Below are 18,888 nucleotides of genomic sequence, written 5' to 3'. Positions count from 1 at the left end.
GCGCGCCCGATGCCGCCATAGACCACCAGCGCATGCGGATGCTCGGCCACCTCGGGATCGAGATTGTTCTGGATCATCCGGTACGCCGCCTCGGCGAGCCAGGTCTTGCAGGTTTTCTCGCTGCCGCGCGGCGCGCGGATCACGCGCGTCGGATCGAGACGCGGATCGATGTGCTTGGGATGGTTCATGTCGACGGCTCCCTACAAAGGAATGGATGCAAAGGGCTGCGCGGTTCGGCGCCTGGCGCGGCCGCGCGGTTGCGGTTCAGAAATGGCCGGTGAAGCGATAACGGCTGCCCGGGTGCCAGAGGTTCGCGATCGAGGCCACCACGCCCTGCGACCAGGTGCGCCGATGCAGCACCAGGCAGGGCTCGGCCTCGCCCATCGCGAGCCGCTCGCGCATCTCGCGATCGGGCGCGGCCGCCTCGATGCGGTACTCGACGCGCTGCAGCGGCGCGACGCGCATCAGGTACTGCGCCGGCGTGACGGCCGTGAAATCCTGCTGCGCATACGCGCCGGCCACGGCCGGATTGACCCAGCGCTGCTCGAGCTGGACCGGCTCGTCGTTCTCGAAATGCAGCATGGTCGACAGGAACAGACTCGCGCCCACCGCCACCTGCAGCTCGTCGGCCAGTGCCTCGTCGGCCTCGAGGGTGAGGAGTTCGAGCACCTGGCCATGGTAGCGATGGCCGCGCGCCGCGATCTCGTCCGAGATGCTGCGGATCGCCACCAGGGTCGACTCGTACTTCGGCCGCGCCACGAAGGTGCCGGCGCCCTGCACGCGGGTGAGGACCTGCTCGGCCGTCAGCTCGCGCAGCGCGCGGTTCACCGTCATGCGCGCCACCTTGAAGTCGCGCGCCAGCTCGTTCTCCGACGGCACCAGGTCGCCTTCGGCCCACTCGCCCGCGTGGATCCGCGCGAGGATGAAGTCCTTGATCTCCTGGTAGGCCGGCGTGCTCATCGCATCACTGCTCCGAGACGAAGGACAGCGGGCTCAGCCGGGCGAACGCGCCGGCACGCACCTGCTCGGTGATCACGGCGATGTCGGGCGCGAAGTAGCGGTCCAGGTCGTAGTGCGGCACGCGCTCGCGGATGGTGGCCATCGCTTCCTGCAGCTTGGGGCTGGTCGCGTGCGGCTGGCGCAGGTCCACGCCCTGCGCGGCGGCCAGCAGCTCGATCGCGATGATCGCGGCGACGTTCTCGGCGATGTCGCCGAGCTTGCGCGCCGCGAAGGTCGCCATCGAGACGTGGTCTTCCTGGTTGGCCGAGGTGGGCAGCGAATCGACCGAGGCCGGATGCGCCAGCGTCTTGTTCTCGGAGGCCAGCGCGGCGGCCGTCACGTGCGCGATCATGAAGCCCGAGTTCACGCCGCCGTCCTTGACGAGGAAGGGCGGCAGGCCCGACAGCGTGGCGTCGATCAGGAGCGCGATGCGGCGCTCGGCCAGCGCGCCGATTTCCGAGGCGGCCAGCGCCAGGTTGTCGGCCGCGAAGGCCACCGGCTCGGCGTGGAAGTTGCCGCCCGACAGCACCTCGCCCGTGTCCGGGAAGATCAGCGGGTTGTCCGAGACGGCGTTCGCCTCGATCAGCAGCACCTCGGCCGCGTGGCGCATCTGGTCCAGGCAGGCGCCCATCACCTGCGGCTGGCAGCGCAGGCTGTACGGGTCCTGCACCTTGTCGCAATCCTGGTGCGAGACGTTGATCTTCGAGCCCTCGAGCAGGCCGCGATAGGCCGCGGCCGCCTCGATCTGGCCGCGATGGCCGCGCAGTTCGTGGATGCGCGCGTCGAAGGGCTTGACCGAGCCGGCCGCCGCGTCGACCGACAGCGCGCCCGCCACCAGCGCGCTGCGGTAGAGATCCTCGATCGCGAACAGGTTGTCGAGGGCCAGCGCCGTCGAGGCCTGGGTGCCGTTGAGCAGGGCCAGGCCTTCCTTGGCCTGCAGCGTGAGCGGCGCGAGGCCGACCGAGCGCAGGCCGTCGGCCGCGCTGGCGCGTTCGCCGCGGATGAACACCTCGCCGATGCCCAGCAGGGTGGCCGACATATGGGCCAGCGGCGCCAGATCGCCCGAGGCGCCCACCGAGCCCTTGACCGGGATCAGCGGCAGCACGTCGGCGTTGAACAGCGTGACGAGCGCATTCATCACCTCGCGGCGGATGCCCGAATGGCCGCGCCCGAGGCTCGACAGCTTCAGCGCGATCAGCAGGCGCACCACCGGCAGCTTCATCGGCTCGCCCACGCCGACCGCGTGCGAGAGCACCAAGTTCTTCTGCAGCAGTTCGAGCTGGTCGTGCGGGATATGGGTGCTGGCAAGACGACCGAAGCCGGTGTTGATGCCGTAGGCCGGCTCGCCCTTGGCCGCGATGTCGGCCACCGCCTGCGCGCCGCGGTCGATGGCGGCGAAGCTGGCCGGATCGAGCTCGATCTTGACCGGCTCGCGTGCGATCGAGCGAAGTTGGGCGAGCGTCAGATGGCCGGGGGTCAAGGTGATCATAAGGGCGTCCTGTCTATACAAGTTAGGTGCTCAGCAGTGTAGATGCGCCGACTTGTATAGACAACCCGTTTTCAAAATTCGGCGCTCAGGGATTTCCCTAGCGCCGCATACGGGGCGGGATGGGCGCGGACACCCCGGGCCATGCACGCGAAAACGCGGCGCGCGGTAGCTTGGCGCCCGGCGGGGAAAGGCCTCGGGGAAAGATGGAACGGCAGGTCACGAGCCTCGGCGGACTGCCGGACGGCAGCCTCGCCAGCTCAGGCGCGACGAAGCATCACGGCGCCAGCGGCTCGCGAGGCAGCGCCGGGAACGCGACGGGAGGACAGCGGATTGGAAATCGAACCGGAAGCCCGGCGCGGGCGAATCGACGGCGCGCCGCGCCAGCCGTCGAGCCGGCAGCCGCGCCAAACCGGCCGGCGCCCTATTCGTCCTATTCGCCCTATTCGTCTTATTCGCCCGCGAGCGGACGCCAGGCAAGGCAGGCCGGATGTCCCGGCGCCGCGTCCACCCAGGCGGCGGTATAGACCGCCACGCCGCTGGCCGGCGCGGACGAATCCACCACGCAGGGCACCAGTTCGCCGGGCCGCCGCGGATCGAGCACCGAGAACGCCTCGAGCCCGCCCGCGATGCCGACGCCGAGCACCTTCAGCAGCGCCTCCTTGGCGGTCCAGACACGGTAGAAGGCATCGCGCCGCCCGGCCGGCGCGCAAGCCAGCACGGCGGCCTCGTCGGCCGGCGCGAACACCGACTGGCCCAGCGGCGTCCAGTCGAAACCCTCGCGCGGCGCCTCGACATCGACGCCGACGCGGGTCGACGCGCTCCAGGCGATCAACGCGTGGCTGCCCGAATGCGAGACATTGAAATCGAGCGCGGCGGCGCCCGGCGCGCAATCCGCCACCAGCGAAGGGCGCCCCGCCTCGCCGGTGGCGAAACGCAGCGCGGCCGGCGCCACGCCGAGCGCGGCGCCGAGCACCTCGCGCAGGGCCGCGCGCGTGGCCGCGCTGCGCGTGGCGTCCTCGGCGCGCAGGAAGCGCGCGGCGCGGGCTCGCTCGGCCGCATCCAGCGACGCGTAGGCCGGCGCGTCGAGCGGCGTGCCGAACGCGAAATCGACTCGCCACAGCCGCACGCCCGCGCGCGCCGCCGCCTCGGGCACCGCGAGCGATACCAGCCGATGCGGCGCGAGCGCCGAAGCCTGGGGCGAGGGGGAAGCGGTCTCGAAAGCGATGGCCATGGGCGGGAAGCCGGCGCGCGGCCGGATCAGGGAAAGAAGCCGCCGATCTTACCGGATTGCGCCGGGCGAATACGCGGCCGTGCCGCCCGGGCTCGCCGGGCGGCGCAGCACTTCGCCCGGCGGCTCGTCAGGCAGGGCCGCCTCGCGCAGCCAGCGCAGCACGATCGGCCACAGCGTCGCCTCGAAGCGGCTGTGGAAAAACGCGAAATGCCCGATCGCCTCGACCCCGATGCGCCGCGGCGCGATGTGCAGATGCGTGATCGGGCTGGCCACGTAGTAGCCGAGCAGCCGCTCGGTGGCGGCAACCGTGCCGAAGGGATCGTCGTCGATGCTGATCGCCAGCAGCGGCGCCGTGAAGCGCGTGAAGCGCGCCACCATGGCGCGCCGCTCCTCGGGCGTCTCCAGGATCGGGGAGCGCGTGTACGTGTCCTCGAAGCGCGGCCGGCTACGGCTCCACGACAGCGCCACGCCGCGAGGCACGTCCTCCATCCAGCCGAGCCGGCTCGCCGGGAAATAGCCGAACAGCCGGCTGAGCAGCGGCATGACCAGGTGCCACTTGAGCCGCATCCGGGTGCGCGTCCACTTGCCGTAGTCGCGCCAGTGCGCGGTCTGCGCGCCGACCGTCACGGCGCGCCGGATCATGCCGTTCGAGGCGGCCAGCCCGCAGGTGAAGCCGCCGATGCTGTGCGCGACCAGGTCGACCGGCTGCCAGGGGAAGCTGCGCGCCACGTATTGCAGGATCGCCTCGCTGTCGAGCCGCCCCCAGTCGAGCCAGTTGGCGCGCAGGTCTCGCAGCGAGGCGGGGCGCGACTCGCCGATGCCGCGATAGTCGTAGACCAGCGCGTCGAAACCCTGGGCGAACAGCCAGGTGGCGAAGCGGAAGTAATAGCGGCAGCGCACCGCCGTGGCGCACTGGATCACGACCACCGGGCGCGTCGCATCGACGGCGCGATGGCGCCATTGATGGCCGTGCAGCACGAAGCCGTCGGCGGCCTGCACCGAGAACGGCTCGGGCGGCAGCGGCAGGCTCGGCGGAACCTCGCTCATGGTCGCGTCTCCCTCGATCGGTATCGCGCCGCGACACCCGGCGGGCGCCCGCGCGGGCCGTCGCGCCCGATGCGCCGGTCGCAGCGGCAGCGGCAGCGGCAGCGGCAGCGGCAGCGGCCACTGTGCCACAAGCCCCGGCCAGGCTGCAGCGAAGCGCGAGCCGCGCGGCACCGCCGCCGCGCTCAGCGCTTGGTCAGTTCCAGCGCGCCCAGCGCCCGCTGGCGCGCCGCGTCGTGATCGACGATCGGCTCGGGATAGGTTTGGCCGAGCACCACGCCGGCGGCCTCCAGCACGATCGGCTTGGCGCGCCAGGGCTCGTGGATCGCATCGGCAGGCAGGCGTGCCAATTCGGGCACCCAGCGCCGCACGTAATCGCCCTCGGGATCGAACTTGCGCCCCTGCGTGACCGGATTGAAGATGCGGAAATACGGCGCCGCATCGGCGCCGCAGCCGGCCACCCACTGCCAGTTCGCCGAGTTGTTGGCGATGTCGGCATCGACCAGCGTGTCCCAGAACCAGCGCTCGCCCGCGCGCCAGTCGATCAGCAGGTGCTTGATCAGGAAGGAGGCGACCACCATCCGCACGCGGTTGTGCATCCAGCCCGTGGTCCACAGCTCGCGCATGCCGGCGTCGACCAGCGGATAACCGGTGCGGCCGCGGCACCAGGCGGTGAAGCCGGCCTCGTCGTCGCGCCAGGGCATCGCGTCGAAACGCTCGCGGTAGTTGCGCGTCGGCAGTTCGGGGAAGTGGTAGAGCAGGCTGGTGTCGAACTCGCGCCAGCCCAGCTCGCTGACGAATTTCTCGATGTCGGCCGCCACCGCCGCCCCGCCCTCGCGCGCCGCCGCCATCGCCGCGTGCCAGACCTGCCGCGCCGACAACTGGCCGAAGCGCAGGTAGGGCGACAGGCGGCTGGTCGCCGGCCGGTCGGGCCGGTCGCGCGCCTCGCCGTAGCCGCGGATCTTCTTGTCGAGGAAGCGTTCGAGCAGTTCGAGCGCGGCCTCCTCCGTCGGCACCCAGGCTTCGCGCAGGCCGCCGGCCCAGTCGGGGCGCGTCGGCAGCAGGCCGAGCGCGTCGATCTTCAACGCGCGGCGCGCGAGCGAGGCCGGCAGCGCGTGGAAGCGCCAGGTCGAGGGCTCGGCCAGCGGCGCGCTCACGTCGCCGCTCTTGAGCGCGGCGCGCCAATAGGCGGTGAACACCTGGAACGCGCCGCCGCTGCCGGTCTGCAGCTCCCAGGGCTCGCGCAGCAGCGCGCCGTTGAAGCTCTCGGCCTCGATGCCGGCCTCCTTCAGCGAGCGCTTGAGCGCGCCGTCGGTCTCGCGCGCGATGCCGTCGTAGCGGCGGTTCCAGTAGACCGCGCCGGCATCGAGTTCCTCGGCGAGCGCGGCGATGGTCTCGCGCTCGTCGCCCTCCAGCACCAGCAGGCGCCCGCCGTGCCCGGCCAGGCTCGCGTCGAGCGAACGCAGCGCGCCGTCGAGCCACCACCGCGCCGCGCCGCCCAGCGGGCGCGTACCCTCGCGCTCCAGCACGTAGACGCAGACGAAAGGCCGGCCCGATTCGGCGGCGCGCGCGAGCGCCGGGTTGTCGGTAACACGCAGGTCGTCGCGAAACCAGACGATCGCGGCTTGGGCTGAGGATTCGGCAGGCACGGGGCAGGCTCCGGGAAGAACGGGTAATGACGGATCGATCGGGCATGGCGGCACGGACATGGGCGCTCGCCCGACTGGGCGCCATTAAACCATGCAAGGGGACAGAGCGACCCGGGTTTCAGGCGCCCGCTCGCCGCCAGCGCCCTTGCGCACCGCCCGCTTCAACCAAGCCCTCAGCAATTTCCGCGCCGCCTACTGGCACCCGAGCCGGGCCGGGCCGGGAGGCGCCCGGCCCGGCCCTCGACGCGTTTCAATCGCCCGAGCCGGCCCGCTGCCACCGAGCCCGACCGCCGCCCGCCCGTTTGGAGTCGCGCGCCTAGCGACCGGCTTGGCGTTGCCGGCCGCCAAGCCTTATAAATCAACGAACCGGCACGAGACCCGCCAGGGCCGCACGGCACGCAAGCCGAAGCGGGAAAAACAGGAGGGAGACAATGGCGAAGCTGCAAACGGCAGGCGTCGGCTGGACCGACGGCAAACGCTACTGGTGGCTGCTCGGCGCGCTGACCATCACGCTGCCGATCTTCTCCGCGCACCTGGCGCTCAGCACCGGCTGGCATGTCTTCTGGTGGCTCGGCCCGTTGTTCGCGTTCGGCGTGATCCCGGTGCTCGACTGGCTGATCGGCGACGATGCCGGCAACCCGCCCGACGAGCTGGTGGCGGCGCTCGAAAGCGACCGCTACTACCGGTGGGTGGTCTACCTGGCCACGCTGGTGGTCTATGTCTCCTTCGTCGCCGCGATGTGGGTGCTGCGGCACGTGCCTCTGACCTGGTACGACTGCCTCGGCTTCGCGATGTCGATGGGCGCTGCCACCGGCGTGTCGATCAACACCGCGCACGAGCTCGGCCACAAGACCTCGCGCTTCGAGCGCTGGCTGGCCAAGATCACGCTCGCGCCGGTCGCCTACGGGCATTTCTTCGTCGAGCACAATCGCGGCCACCATGTACGCGTGGCGACCCTGCGCGACCCGGCCAGTGCGCGCTTCGGCGAATCCTTCTGGGCCTTCCTGCCGCGCACCGTGTTCGGCAGCATCGCCTCGGCCTGGCGGCTGGAAAAGCGCCGGCTCGAACGCGAGGGGCACGCAAGCTGGTCGCCGCGCAACGAGGTGCTGCACGCCTGGGCCATGACGGCCGTGCTGTGGGGCGCCGCTCTCGCCTACTGCGGGCCGCGCGTGATCCCCTTCCTGCTGATCCAGGCCGTCTACGGCGCCTCGCTGCTGGAGGTGGTCAACTATGTCGAGCATTACGGGCTCGGCCGGCGCCAGTTGCCGAACGGCCGCTACGAGCGCTGCTCGCCCGAGCACTCCTGGAACAGCAACCATGTGGTGACCAACCTGTTTCTCTACCAGTTGCAGCGGCACGCCGACCATCACGCCAACCCGACGCGCTCCTACCAGGCGCTGCGCCACTTCGACCACTCGCCGCAACTGCCGTCGGGCTACGCGACCATGATCCTGCTCGCCTACCTGCCGCCGCTGTGGTTCCGCGTGATGAACCCGCGCGTGGTCGCGCACTATGGCGGCGACATGCGCCAGTCGAACATCAAGCCGTCGATCCGCGAGCGCGTGATCGCGCGTTACGCGGCGGGGGCCTCGGCTTGAGCGAGGCGGCAGCCGGCCTGCCGCCGTCGACCCAAGCGACCCAAGCGACCCAAGCAGCTCGAGCTACTCGGGCGCCTCAAGGCTGCCATCCGCCGCCCAGCGCCTTGTACAACGCGATCAGGTTGCTCAGTTCCGCGAACCGGTCGTTGACCAGTTGCTGCCGAGCCGCATACATCGTGCGCTCGGCATCCAGCAGGACCAGGAAGCTGTCGGTCCCGTTGCGATAGCGCGCCTGCGCCAGCTCGTAATAATGGGTCGATGCGCCCAGGTACTCGCGATCCGACTGCACCTGCTCGACATAGGTCGCCCGTCCGGCCAGCGCGTTCGCCACTTCCTTGAAGGCGGTCTGGATCGCCTTCTCGTAGTTGGCGATCTCGATCTGCGTCTCGATCTTCGCCGCATCGAGCGAGGCCCGGCGGTTGCCGTAGTCGAAAATCGGCAGGCTCACGGTGGGCGCGAAGCTCCAGGCTCCGGTCGCCGCCTTGAACAGGCCCGACAGCCCGGTGCTCGCGGTCCCCGCCGAACTGGTCAACTGGATCGACGGGAAGAACGCGGCGCGGGCGGCGCCCACGTTCGCATTGGCGGCTTTCAGGTCGTGCTCGGCTTGGAGGATGTCGGGGCGCCGGGTCAGCAGGTCCGACGGCAGGCCGGCGTCAAGCGGCGGCAACTGGGCGGCATCCAGGGCACCGCCGCGCAGCAGCCCGTCGGGAACCGGGCAGCCGATCGCCGCCGCCAGATTGTTGAGATCCTGCTCCACCGCGCGCCGCTCGGCGATCAGGCTCGATCGCACGCTCGCATATTCCAGCTCCGCCTGCCGCACGTCCTGCATGGACGCATTGCCGATCCGCTCGCTTTTCAGGGTGAGTTCGTAGGTCTGCCGGTCCGCCTCGGCGGTCGCGCTCGCCACCTCGAGCAGGGACTGGTCGGCCACCCATTGGAAATAATCGGTGGCCACCGTCGCGATCAGGCTGATGCGCGTGCCCGAGCGCGCCGCGTCGGTCGCCAGGTATTGCTCGAGCGCCTGGTGCTGCAGGCTGCGCAGCCGACCGAAGAAGTCGATCTCCCATGAGGTCTGGCCCAGCGTCACGCTGCTCTGCCGGGTGGTGGTGCCCAGCGCGCGGGCGTTGTCGATCGCGCCCGTGGCCTCCACGGTGGGCAGCAGCGCCGAGCGCGTGATGCGGTATTGCGCCTCGAACTGCGCCACGTTCAGCGCCGCCACGCGCATGTCGCGATTATTGTCCAGCGCCAGCGCGATCAACTGCTGCAGGGCCGGGTCGCGAAAGAAGCCGCGCCAATCCACCTCGGCCGCCAGCGGCGCCGGGGCGGACGCGGCAGGCGCGGACGAGGCCGCGCCGGGCGCCTCGGCCCAGGCCGCCGGCACCGGCGCCGGCGGACGCTGGTAGCCGGGCTCGAGGGTGCAGGCGCCAAGGCCGATGACGCACAGCAGGCTGCCGAGCAAACGCCGCCTCATGCCTCGGCCTCCGGCGGATTGCCCGCATCGGCATGCCGGCCGCGCTCCTTGAACAGCTTGCGCACCAGGACGAAGAACAGCGGCACGTAGAACACCGCCAGCACCGTCGCGCCGAGCATGCCGCCCGCCACCGCGGTGCCGATCGCGCGCCGGCTCTCGGCGCCGGCGCCGCCGCTGAAGACCAGCGGCAGCACCCCGAACACGAAGGCGATCGAGGTCATCAGGATCGGCTTGACGCGCAGTCGCGCCGCCTCCAGCGCCGCCTCGAGCAGGTCGCGGCCCTGCTCGTGCAGTTCCTTGGCGAATTCGACGATCAGGATGGCGTTCTTGGTGGCCAGGCCGATGGTGGTGAGCAGCCCCACCTTGAAATAGATGTCGTTGGGCATGCCGCGCAGCGTCACGGCCAGCACCGCGCCCAGCGCGCCGAGCGGCACCACCAGCAGCACCGCGATCGGCATGCCCCAGCTCTCGTAGAGGCCGGCCAGGCAGAGGAACACGATCACGATCGAGATGCCGTAGAGATACAGCGATTGCGAGTTGGACAGGACCTCCTGATAGGACTGGCCGGTCCATTCCACCGAAAATCCCCTGGGCAGGCGCGCCGCGATCGACTCGATCGCCTGCATGGCGCCGCCGGTGCTGAAGCCCGGGCCCGTCTGCGCGGTCATCTCCATCGCCAGCATGTGGTTGTAGCGTTCGATCTGCGGCGACCCGAAGGTCCAGCGGGTGCTGGAAAAGGCCGACAAGGGCACCATCTGCCCGTCGAAATTGCTCGGCGTGGAGCCGGGCTGCAGCACCTCGCCGTTGGCCGCGCTGGTGCGCACGTACCAGCGCGCGATATCGTCCGGCATCATCCGGTACGGCGCGTCGGCCTGCACGAACACGCGCTGGATCCGTCCGTTGTCCACGTAGTTGTTGACGTAGGACGAGCCGAACGCGATCTGCAGGGTGTCGTTGATGTCGGAGATCGACAGGCCGAGCGCGCCGGCCTTCTCGCGATCGATGTCGATATGGAATTGCGGCGTGTCGTCGAGGCCCGCCGGATGCGTCTGCGACAGCGCCGGATTGCTCGCGGCGAGGCTCATCAGCAGGTTGCGCGCCTGCAGCAGCTTCTCGTGCCCCTGCCCCGCCCGGTCCTCGATCTCGAAATCGAGCCCGCTCTGGTTGCCCAGGCTCGGGATCGCCGGCAGGTTCACGGCGAACACCTGGGCGTCGCGCAGGGACGAGAAATGGGCGTTCGCGCGGCTCATGATCGCGCCCGCCTGCTGGTCGGCGCCGCGGCGCCGGCTCCAGTCCTTCAGGCTGACGAACAGGATGGCATTGTTCTGGCCTTGGCCGTTGAAGCTGTAGCCGTCGATCGCCAGCACCTTGTCGGTGGCGGCCTCGTGATGCAGGAAATAATCCTCGGCCAGCCTGACCGTGCGATCGGTCACCGCGATCGGCGTGCCGGCCGGCGTCGATATCAGCACCACCAGCACGCCCTGGTCCTCGTCCGGCAGGTAGGAGGTGGGCAGCCTGGCCATCAGCCAGGCCAGCACCGCGAGGATCACGCCGAACAGCAGCAGGAAGCGCCGCGGACGCGCGAGGAAGGCCGCCAGCCAGCCCCGGTAGCGTTCGATGCCCTGCTCGATGAAGCGGCCGCCGCGGCCGCGCCGCGCCGCCGCATCCGCGCCGGGCGGCCGGAGCAGGGTCGCGCACAGGGCCGGCGTCAGGCTCAGCGCCAGCAGCAGGGACAGCACCATCGCCGCCACGATGGTGACCGAGAACTGCCGATAGATGCCGCCGGTCGAGCCGGAGAAGAAGGCCATCGGGATGAAGACCGCGGTCAGCACGGTGGTGATCCCCACCAGCGCGCCGGTGATCTGCTTCATCGCCTTGCGGGTGGCTTCGCGCGGGCCCAGCCCCTGCTCGCGCATGATCCGGTCGACGTTCTCGACCACCACGATCGCGTCGTCGACCAGCAAGCCGATCGCCAGCACCACGGCGAACATCGACAGCACGTTGAGCGACATGCCGGCGGCCCACAGCACCACGCAGGTACCGAGCAGGGCGATCGGGATCACCACCGCCGGAATCAGCGTGGCGCGCACGCTGCGCAGGAAGACCAGCATCACCAGGAACACCAGGATCACCGACTCGACCAGGGTCTGCACGACATCGACCATCGAGACCCTGACGAAGGGCGTGGTGTCGAACGGGTAATCCACCTCGACATCGGCGGGCAACTGCAGCCTGAGCTCGTCCACGCGCGCGCGCACCGCGCTGGCCACCGCCATCGCGTTGGCGCCGGTGGCCAGTTGTACCGCCAGCGCCGCCGCCGGCCTGCCGCCCATGCGCGAGGAGATATCGTAGGTGTCGCCGCCCACCTCGACGCGCGCCACGTCCTTGAGCAGCACCCGGGAGCCGCTGGTGTTCACGCGCAACAGGATGTTGCCGAACTGCTCGGCGCTGCGCATCAGGCTGGAGGCCGTGATGGTCGCGTTGATCGCCTGCGAGGCGGTGGCCGGCGTACCGCCCAGCTCGCCGACCGAGGTCTCGACGTTCTGGTTGGCGATCGCGGTGGTCACGTCGCTCGCGGTCAGGCCGAAGCTGTGCAGCTTGACCGGGTTCAGCCAGATCCGCATCGCGTGCTGCGGGGCAAACAGGTTCACGCCGCCCACCCCGTTGATCTCGCTGATCGGATCCTGCAGCTGGCTGGCCAGCAGGTTGCCCAGCTCGATCGAGTTCAGCCGCCCGCTGCGCGACGACAGCGACACCACCATCAGGAAATTGCTGCTCGCCTTCGAGATATTGATGCCCTGCTGCTCGACCACCAGCGGCAGCGAGGCGGACACCTGGCTCACCTTGTTCTGCACCTGCATCTGCGCGATGTCGGGGTTGGCCCCGGGGGCCAGCGTCAGGGCGATGGTGGCCTGGCCGGCATTGCTGCTCGACGAGGACATGTAGAGCAGGTGGTCGATGCCGCTCAGGCTCTGCTCGATCACCTGCGTGACATTGGCCGCCACGGTATCGGCCGAGGCGCCCGGGTAGGTCGCGACCACCTGGATCACGGGCGGCGCGACCGAGGGATACTGCTCGATCGGCATCGAGCGCAAGGCCAGCGCGCCGGCGATCATCAGGACGCAGGCGATCACCCAGGCGAGGATCGGACGATCGATGAAGAAACGTGCCATGTGCGCCCCCGCTCAACCCGGCAGCGCGGCGCCGGCCGGCGTCGTGGCCTGGGGCGCGTGCGTGTCGGTGACCTTGACCGGCGCGCCGTCCTGAAGCTGGCTGGCACCGCTGATCACGACCCGGTCGCCGGCCTTCAGGCCTTGCGAGACGATCCACTGGTCGCCATAGGCCGTGTCGGCCTTCACGTTCACCTGGTGCGCCCGGCCGTCGGCGGCGGCCAGCCAGACCGTGGCCTGGCCGTCCGGCGAGCGCCCGACCGCCAGTTGGGGAACCAGCATGGCCTGCTCGTCGACGCCCTCCTCCAGCATGGCCCGCACGAACATGCCGGGCAGCAGTTCATGCTCGGGATTCGGCACCGTGACGCGCAAGGTCACCGAGCCGGTGGTCTGGTCGACGGTGATGTCGGAGAAGGCCAGGGTGCCGGGCAGCGCGTAGTCGGAGCCGTCCTCCATCACCACCTGCACGGCCGCGCCGCGATCGTTCGCCCGCTTCAGGCGGCCCGCCTTGAATTCCTTGCGCAATCGCAGCCAGTCGACGCTGGGCCGGGTCACGTCCAGGTACATGCTGTCGATCTCCTGGACCGTGGCGAGCGCGGTGCTCTGGGTGGCGGTGACGAGCGCGCCCGCCGTCACGCTGGACAGGCCGATGCGCCCGGCGATCGGGCTCGTGATGCGGGTGTAGCCGAGATTGATGCGGGCCGACTCGAGCGCCGCGCGATCGGCCAGCACGTCGGCCTGATCCTCGTTGACGGCGGCCACGGCATCGTCGTAGTCCTGCTTGCTGACCGCCTGGATCTTGACCAGCTCGGCGAAGCGCGCGGACTTGGCCCGGGCATCCGAGAGCGTCGCCTCCGCCTTGGCCAGCACGCCGCGCGCCTGGTCGTAAGCCGCCTGATAGACCGCCGGATCGATCTGGTACAGCGTCTGGCCCGCCGTCACCGCGGCGCCTTCGGTGAACAGCCGTTTCTGGACGATGCCGGTGATCTGCGGGCGGACCTCGGCGACGTTCAAGGCCGAGAGACGCCCCGACAGCTCGGTGCGCCGCACGATCGCCCGCGGCGCCACGATCAGCACGCCGACCTCGGTGGCGGGCGCCGGCGCGGCCGCGCCGTCGGCCGGATGTCCGGAACATCCGCCGAGCGTCGCCAGCGCCAGCAGCGTGCCGCCGAGGAAGGCCACGCGTACGGAAAGCCGCCCACGCATATCAAGACACTGAAAGGTCGACATATCGTCTGCTTGTGCTCGCTTCTGACCAGATGGAATTCACGCCCCGGCAACCCCGGGCCCGCGGCTGGCGGCCTGGCGCGGGGTTCGCGACGCCAGCACGCTGTCGACCTCCGCCACGAAACCGCGCCACTGGGCCTCCATGTCCCGCAACCGCCGGCGACCGACGCCGGTCAGCGAGTAGTACTTGCGCGACGGCCCCGACGCCGACTCGACCAGGTAGGTCGTGACGCAGCCCGCGGCCTGCAAGCGGCGCATCAGGGGATAGACCGTGCCCTCGCTCAGCGCCATCGCCGACGACAAGGTCGACACCACGGCGTGGGCGTAGTTGTCGCCGCGCGCCAGCACCGCCAGCACGCACATATCGAGCGCTCCCTTCTTCAACTGCGTTTTCATCGATGTACGCGGCCAGTCTGTGCATAACAAGGATCCATGCAATGCACGATGAACGGGCGAGCCGACACCGCTTGGCCCGTTCATCCAGGCAAGACGGCGGCGGTCTGTATGGGTTTGCCCACGGCGCCGGTTCGGCCCGCGCCCGGCGAAGACGGAATGCCCGCGGCAGCTTCACGACGGCATCGCGACCTGCGGCCGGCAGCGGCCGTGGTCGCGTTGCCGCCGACATGCGTCAAGGGCAGTTGACACCACGCCGTGATTTCATCACGCATGCCCTTCCCCGTCTGTCGCATGAAATCGGGACATGGAAGCGGGCGTGCCGGACGAGATGCCGGGGATGTCGATCGAGCCCGATCGAGCCCGCTTCTCCCGGCCGATCACCTCACCTCGGGCGCATCGATGCGAAGCGGCCGGAGCCGCCGGATTTTTTGTCCCGCCTTCAGGTGACAGCTCGCGCCGGGCCCCTGTGCTTTAATGAAGATGAGTGCACAAAGTAGACATCCGTTTCAAAAACATTAGCATCACTCAATATGTCGTTCCTGAATATCGACTTTCACGGATCGGACAATTGAATTGACTTTCCTCCTGTCGTGCCAGAAACAAAGGGAGATTCCGGCTGCTCGACGTCAGCACCTCGAACCAGGCTCGACGCCAGGGCGAGCGCCGCGGCTCCCTTGCCCGATGAGCCCGCTTGCCGGCTCACAGAAAAATATCGATGAATTTGAATTCGCCGGGACAGGAATTCGGCAATTCTCGCGATCAATCGGAAAACAGATGAATATCCATTCTCCAGTGACATGCCGGATGGGCAGTCCTGAGCATGATCAGTGAGGGGGCAAGGTCCATGTCGACCACTCGGTATTTCAAACGGAACTTCTGGTCCCTGCTCGTCACGATGCTGCTGTCCTGCACCAAGGCCGCGTTCACGGTGGGCTTGCTGGCCTATATCAACTACGTCGCCACGCAGGGCCTGCACAAGTCGCCGCTCGACACGCTGCTGACCGGGCTCGGCCTACTCGGCGCGCTGCTGCTCTCCGACGGCGTGTCCCAGTACGTGCAGGCCGGCCTGGGCAGCTCGCTGGTCGCGCAGTTGCGCCGCGACCTGTCGAGCCGCTTCATCGAGATCGAGTATCACCTGCTGGCCGGAAAAAAAGCCTCCGTGTTCGGCGCGCTGATCGAGGATATCGGGAGGATCAGCCCCGCCATCGTGATCATGCCGCATCTGTTCTACAACGGCATCTTCGTCATCATCTGCGCCACCTACGTCGCGATGTTGTCGACCAAGCTGTTCCTGGTGCTGATCGGCGGACTCGGCATCGCCTCCCTGGTTTCCTTCCTGCTGGTCAGGTCGACCGGCAGGCGATTCGATGAAATGCGCGTCAGCGAGGAAGCCTTGTTCGAACATTTTCGAACCATCGCCGACGGCAAGAAGGAAATGCTCCTGAACCGGAGCCGGGCCGAGCATTTCGCCGACACGATCCTGCAACCGGCCATCGAACGGGCGCAGAAGGTCAGCAAGCAGACCTACCTGAACTGGAACCTGAACCAGGCATGGATGCCGACCGCCATCTACGGCACCATCTTCATGGTGGTCTACTTCGGCTACATGAGCTTCTCGCTGCCCGCGGAGCTCATCATCCGCTTCGTGATCGGCTCGCTGTTCATCATCGGCCCGCTCAATTTCCTGATCGAATCCGGCCGGCAGGTCGGCACCGGCCTGAGCAGTTGGCGCCATCTCGAACGGGTCGGCCTGGACCTGCGCGACGGCCCGCAAACGCCGATGCTCGAGCACGCCAGCCAGCCCCTCGCTCAATGGCGGACCATCCAGGCCAGCGAACTGGCCTATCGATACCCCGAAAGCCCGGCCGAGAGCCGGGGCATCGGGCCGCTGAATTTCCGCATCGATCGCGGCGAGATGATCTTCATCATCGGCGGCAACGGCAGCGGCAAGTCGACCATGATGCACATGCTCTGCGGCCTGCTGCCCGCGGGTTCCGGCCGCCTCTACCTGGACGGCCAGCCCGTCGATCCGGAGTCGCGCGGCTACCGGGAGAAATTCTCGAGCGTGTTCGGCGACTTCTATCTGTTCGACCACGTGATCGACCAGCAAGGCGCGCTGCTTCCGGATGCGCGCACGCGCGGATACCTGCGCGACCTGGGGCTGGACAAGCAGGTGTTCGTCGAGGACGGCCGCCTGTCGCAAACCAATCTCTCGACCGGACAGCGCAAGCGGCTCGCGCTCCTGCAGTGCTACGCCGAGAACCGCGAAATCTGCCTGTTCGACGAATGGGCCGCCGACCAGGATCCGCACTTCCGCGAGCATTTTTACCTCGAGCTGCTGCCGAACCTGAGACGCCAGGGCAAAACCCTGATCGTCGTCAGCCACGACGATCGCTACTTCCACGTGGCGGACCGGCTGATCAAGCTGGAGCGCGGACGCATCGCGTTCGACAAGGCGCCCGAGCCGAACCCGGCAGCGGGTTCGAGATCCGGGGAACCCGACGCATCGCGATCGGGCCTGCCGAGCGAGGCCGACAAGGTCGTCGGCTAGCAAGCCGGGCCGGGCCCCCGCGCCATCCCTCCGGACCACCGATTCGAATCGACCAGGCCAGTGCATCGGCCGGTACCGCGCTGCACGACTATTCATTGGCAGATCAACATGAATGACCGAATCACAAAAATCGAAGACGTCATGGGCGCCGGCGCGAATCCTTCGACGCCGCATCACGAGCAGGACCATGCCTCCCCTTCAGCCCTGGTCCGTCATTCATGCATGCTCGCCGGGGACGGCGCGCTGACGGCCGACTGTGCCGCGCACATCCTCGCGGCCGGGCATTCGCTGGAAGCGATCCTGTCGAGCGACGAGCGGCTGCGGGCCTGGGCCGCGCGCCACGGAGTCCCTTGCGCGGCCAGCGCCGAAGCCCTGGATGCGGCCCTGGCGACACGCGGGATCGACTGGCTGTTTACGGTGGACAGCGAGCCGGCCTTGCCGGCCGCGCTGCTGGAGCGCGTGCGCCGGGGCCGCTTCGCCTATCGTCACGCGCCGCCCTCGTCGCGGGCCGACGCGGCACCCCATGCCATCGCCTCGGCGCTGCTGGCGCGGCAAACCCATCATGCGGCCGGCTGGCATGCCGTCGACGCGCGCGGGCAGGCGGGGCCCGCGGCGATATCCTGCCCGGTCGCCATCGATGCCGAGGACACTACGCGCTCGCTGACGCTGAAGTGCGAGCAGGCCGCGAAAGCGGGTTTCGTCGAACTCCTGGCTGCCCTGGATCGAGGAACCCTGCCCGCGTTCGCCGAATCCCCGCACGAATCCCCGCAACAACCGCGCGACGATGTCCCCGCCGCGCCCGGCCGGCTGCCCGCGGGCGCCTACCTCGACTGGCGGGACAGCGCGCAGGCACTGTGCACCCTGGTACGCGCCCTGGACTTCGGGGAGCATCGCCCCAACCCGCTCGGCTGCGCGAAGCTCCTGCTTGGCGATGGCCAGAGCGTGCGCCTGTCGCGCATCGAGCGACTGGATCGACGCTCGGGCCTGCCGGCCGGCAGTCTGGTCGCCCTTCGAGAGGACGGCTGGCAAGTCGCCAGCGGCAGCGAAGACCTGCTGATCGGCGGCTTCACTACGCTCGAGGGCGAGCCCCGACTGCCGCAGGCGCTGGCCGACGAAGCCGGGCTCTCGGAAGGCGCGCGGCTGGCGTCCTTGAGCGAGGCACAGACCAGCGCGCTGCTCGAAACCCGGCAGGCGCTGGCCGATCGCGAGGCCTTCTGGGCAGCGCGGCTGGCACGTCGCGCGGCACTGCAATTGCCCTTCGAGAGAGCGGCGAGCCATGCCGCCCCGCAATGGACCGCGAGCCGGTGGCAAGCATGGCTTGCGGACCGGGCAAGCCCGCCTCGGACCGGTGAGCTGCTGGCGCTGTTCGCCGTCTATCTGGCGAGACTGACCGGCGAGTCGACGCTCCAGCTCGGGTGGCGCGCCGCGCATGAGCCGGCGGCACTGCGGACCTTGGGCTATCTCGCGCCGATCGTCCCGATCGAATTGAGCATCGACGCGGCCCAAACCTGGTCGTCGGTCCTGTCGAACGTGGCAGCCGAGCTGGCGCAGCTTGGCCGGAATCCGGGATTTGCCCGCGATCTCGTCGACAGGTATCCCGAGTTGCGCTCGCCGGCCTCGGCGAACTCCGCCGATCGCTGGACAATCGGCCTGCACTTGCTGGACCAGGACGCCGAGCCCGACGAATCCACGGTCGATGCCGGCGTCGCCGGCACGCTGCTCACGCTGCAGGTCAGGACGGACGGGGCATTCCGCTGGATTCACGACGCGGATCGTCTGGATGCCGAACAAATCGAACGGATGAGCACGCATCTGCGCGAACTCGCGCAAAGCCTGTCGGATGCGAACGGTGCCGACATGCCGGTTGGACAGGCCAGGCTGCTGCCGGAAGCCGAGCGCGCGCTGTTGCTGCATGAGTGGAACGCCACCAGCACGCCGTATCCCGAGGACGTCTGCCTACACCAGCAATTCGAGCAGCAGGTCGAGCGCACGCCCGACGCCGTCGCCCTCGTGTTCGAGGAGCAAACCCTCAGCTATGCCCAGCTCAACGCCCGCGCCAACCA

At 69.2% G+C, this 18,888-nt stretch carries 12 protein-coding genes and 2 pseudogenes; 3 read left to right on the top strand and 11 right to left on the bottom strand.

The window, feature by feature from the left end:
* From FB600_RS36335 to FB600_RS36310, 6 genes and pseudogenes are all read right to left on the bottom strand, one after another.
* Positions 1-188 (bottom strand): annotated as a pseudogene (locus FB600_RS36335) (urocanate hydratase); the annotation flags it as partial.
* Between the two features lie 76 nt (positions 189-264).
* Positions 265-960: a histidine utilization repressor gene (gene hutC, locus FB600_RS36330; protein ID WP_013698787.1), complete on the bottom strand. Its 696-nt coding sequence runs from the start codon at positions 958-960 to the stop codon at positions 265-267.
* A 4-nt stretch (positions 961-964) separates the two neighbouring features.
* On the bottom strand, positions 965-2,488 hold the full coding sequence (gene hutH / locus FB600_RS36325) for a histidine ammonia-lyase (protein ID WP_017921802.1): 1,524 nt from the start codon (positions 2,486-2,488) through the stop codon (positions 965-967).
* A 448-nt stretch (positions 2,489-2,936) separates the two neighbouring features.
* Positions 2,937-3,719, bottom strand: a complete 783-nt coding sequence (locus FB600_RS36320; RefSeq protein ID WP_096750526.1) for a 4'-phosphopantetheinyl transferase family protein — start codon at positions 3,717-3,719, stop codon at positions 2,937-2,939.
* A gap of 48 nt (positions 3,720-3,767) precedes the next feature.
* Positions 3,768-4,766: an alpha/beta fold hydrolase gene (locus tag FB600_RS36315; protein WP_047837362.1), complete on the bottom strand. Its 999-nt coding sequence runs from the start codon at positions 4,764-4,766 to the stop codon at positions 3,768-3,770.
* Between the two features lie 182 nt (positions 4,767-4,948).
* Complete coding sequence (locus FB600_RS36310) at positions 4,949-6,412, bottom strand: cryptochrome/photolyase family protein (protein ID WP_096750525.1); 1,464 nt, start codon at positions 6,410-6,412, stop codon at positions 4,949-4,951.
* Positions 6,413-6,843: 431 nt separating this feature from the next.
* Here FB600_RS36310 and FB600_RS36305 point away from each other — a divergent pair, with 431 nt between their 5' ends.
* A complete protein-coding gene (locus tag FB600_RS36305) occupies positions 6,844-8,010 on the top strand; it encodes an alkane 1-monooxygenase (protein WP_145758247.1) in 1,167 nt (388 codons plus the stop codon).
* Positions 8,011-8,086: 76 nt separating this feature from the next.
* On the opposite strand, the gene FB600_RS36300 is transcribed toward FB600_RS36305, so the two are convergent.
* The 5 genes from FB600_RS36300 to FB600_RS36280 form a co-directional block, all read right to left on the bottom strand.
* On the bottom strand, positions 8,087-9,481 hold the full coding sequence (locus FB600_RS36300; RefSeq protein ID WP_096750523.1) for an efflux transporter outer membrane subunit: 1,395 nt from the start codon (positions 9,479-9,481) through the stop codon (positions 8,087-8,089).
* Positions 9,478-12,654 (bottom strand): efflux RND transporter permease subunit, encoded by a 3,177-nt coding sequence (locus tag FB600_RS36295; RefSeq protein WP_145758246.1) that lies wholly within the window; start codon positions 12,652-12,654, stop codon positions 9,478-9,480. Before FB600_RS36295 ends, FB600_RS36300 begins: the two co-directional genes overlap by 4 nt.
* A 12-nt stretch (positions 12,655-12,666) precedes the next feature.
* Positions 12,667-13,881 (bottom strand): efflux RND transporter periplasmic adaptor subunit, encoded by a 1,215-nt coding sequence (locus FB600_RS36290; protein WP_227743882.1) that lies wholly within the window; start codon positions 13,879-13,881, stop codon positions 12,667-12,669.
* A 36-nt stretch (positions 13,882-13,917) separates the two neighbouring features.
* On the bottom strand, positions 13,918-14,274 hold the full coding sequence (locus FB600_RS36285) for a PadR family transcriptional regulator (protein WP_145758245.1): 357 nt from the start codon (positions 14,272-14,274) through the stop codon (positions 13,918-13,920).
* Between the two features lie 553 nt (positions 14,275-14,827).
* On the bottom strand, positions 14,828-15,073 hold the full coding sequence (locus tag FB600_RS36280; protein ID WP_124076456.1) for a hypothetical protein: 246 nt from the start codon (positions 15,071-15,073) through the stop codon (positions 14,828-14,830).
* A gap of 45 nt (positions 15,074-15,118) precedes the next feature.
* On the opposite strand from FB600_RS36280, the gene FB600_RS36275 reads away from it, so the two are divergent.
* Together FB600_RS36275 and FB600_RS36270 are read left to right on the top strand one after the other, a co-directional pair.
* The gene (locus FB600_RS36275; RefSeq protein ID WP_164467551.1) at positions 15,119-16,825 is read left to right on the top strand and encodes a cyclic peptide export ABC transporter; all 1,707 of its coding nucleotides are present in this window, start codon (positions 15,119-15,121) and stop codon (positions 16,823-16,825) included.
* 108 nt (positions 16,826-16,933) lie between these two features.
* Positions 16,934-18,888: pseudogene (locus FB600_RS36270) on the top strand (non-ribosomal peptide synthetase module); the annotation flags it as partial.

Origin of the sequence: Burkholderia sp. SJZ089, assembly GCF_007828315.1 — a bacterium.
GTDB lineage: Bacteria > Pseudomonadota > Gammaproteobacteria > Burkholderiales > Burkholderiaceae > Burkholderia > Burkholderia gladioli.
The sequence above is the reverse complement of the archived record's forward strand: the minus strand, read 5'-3'. Positions and strand labels throughout refer to the sequence as shown.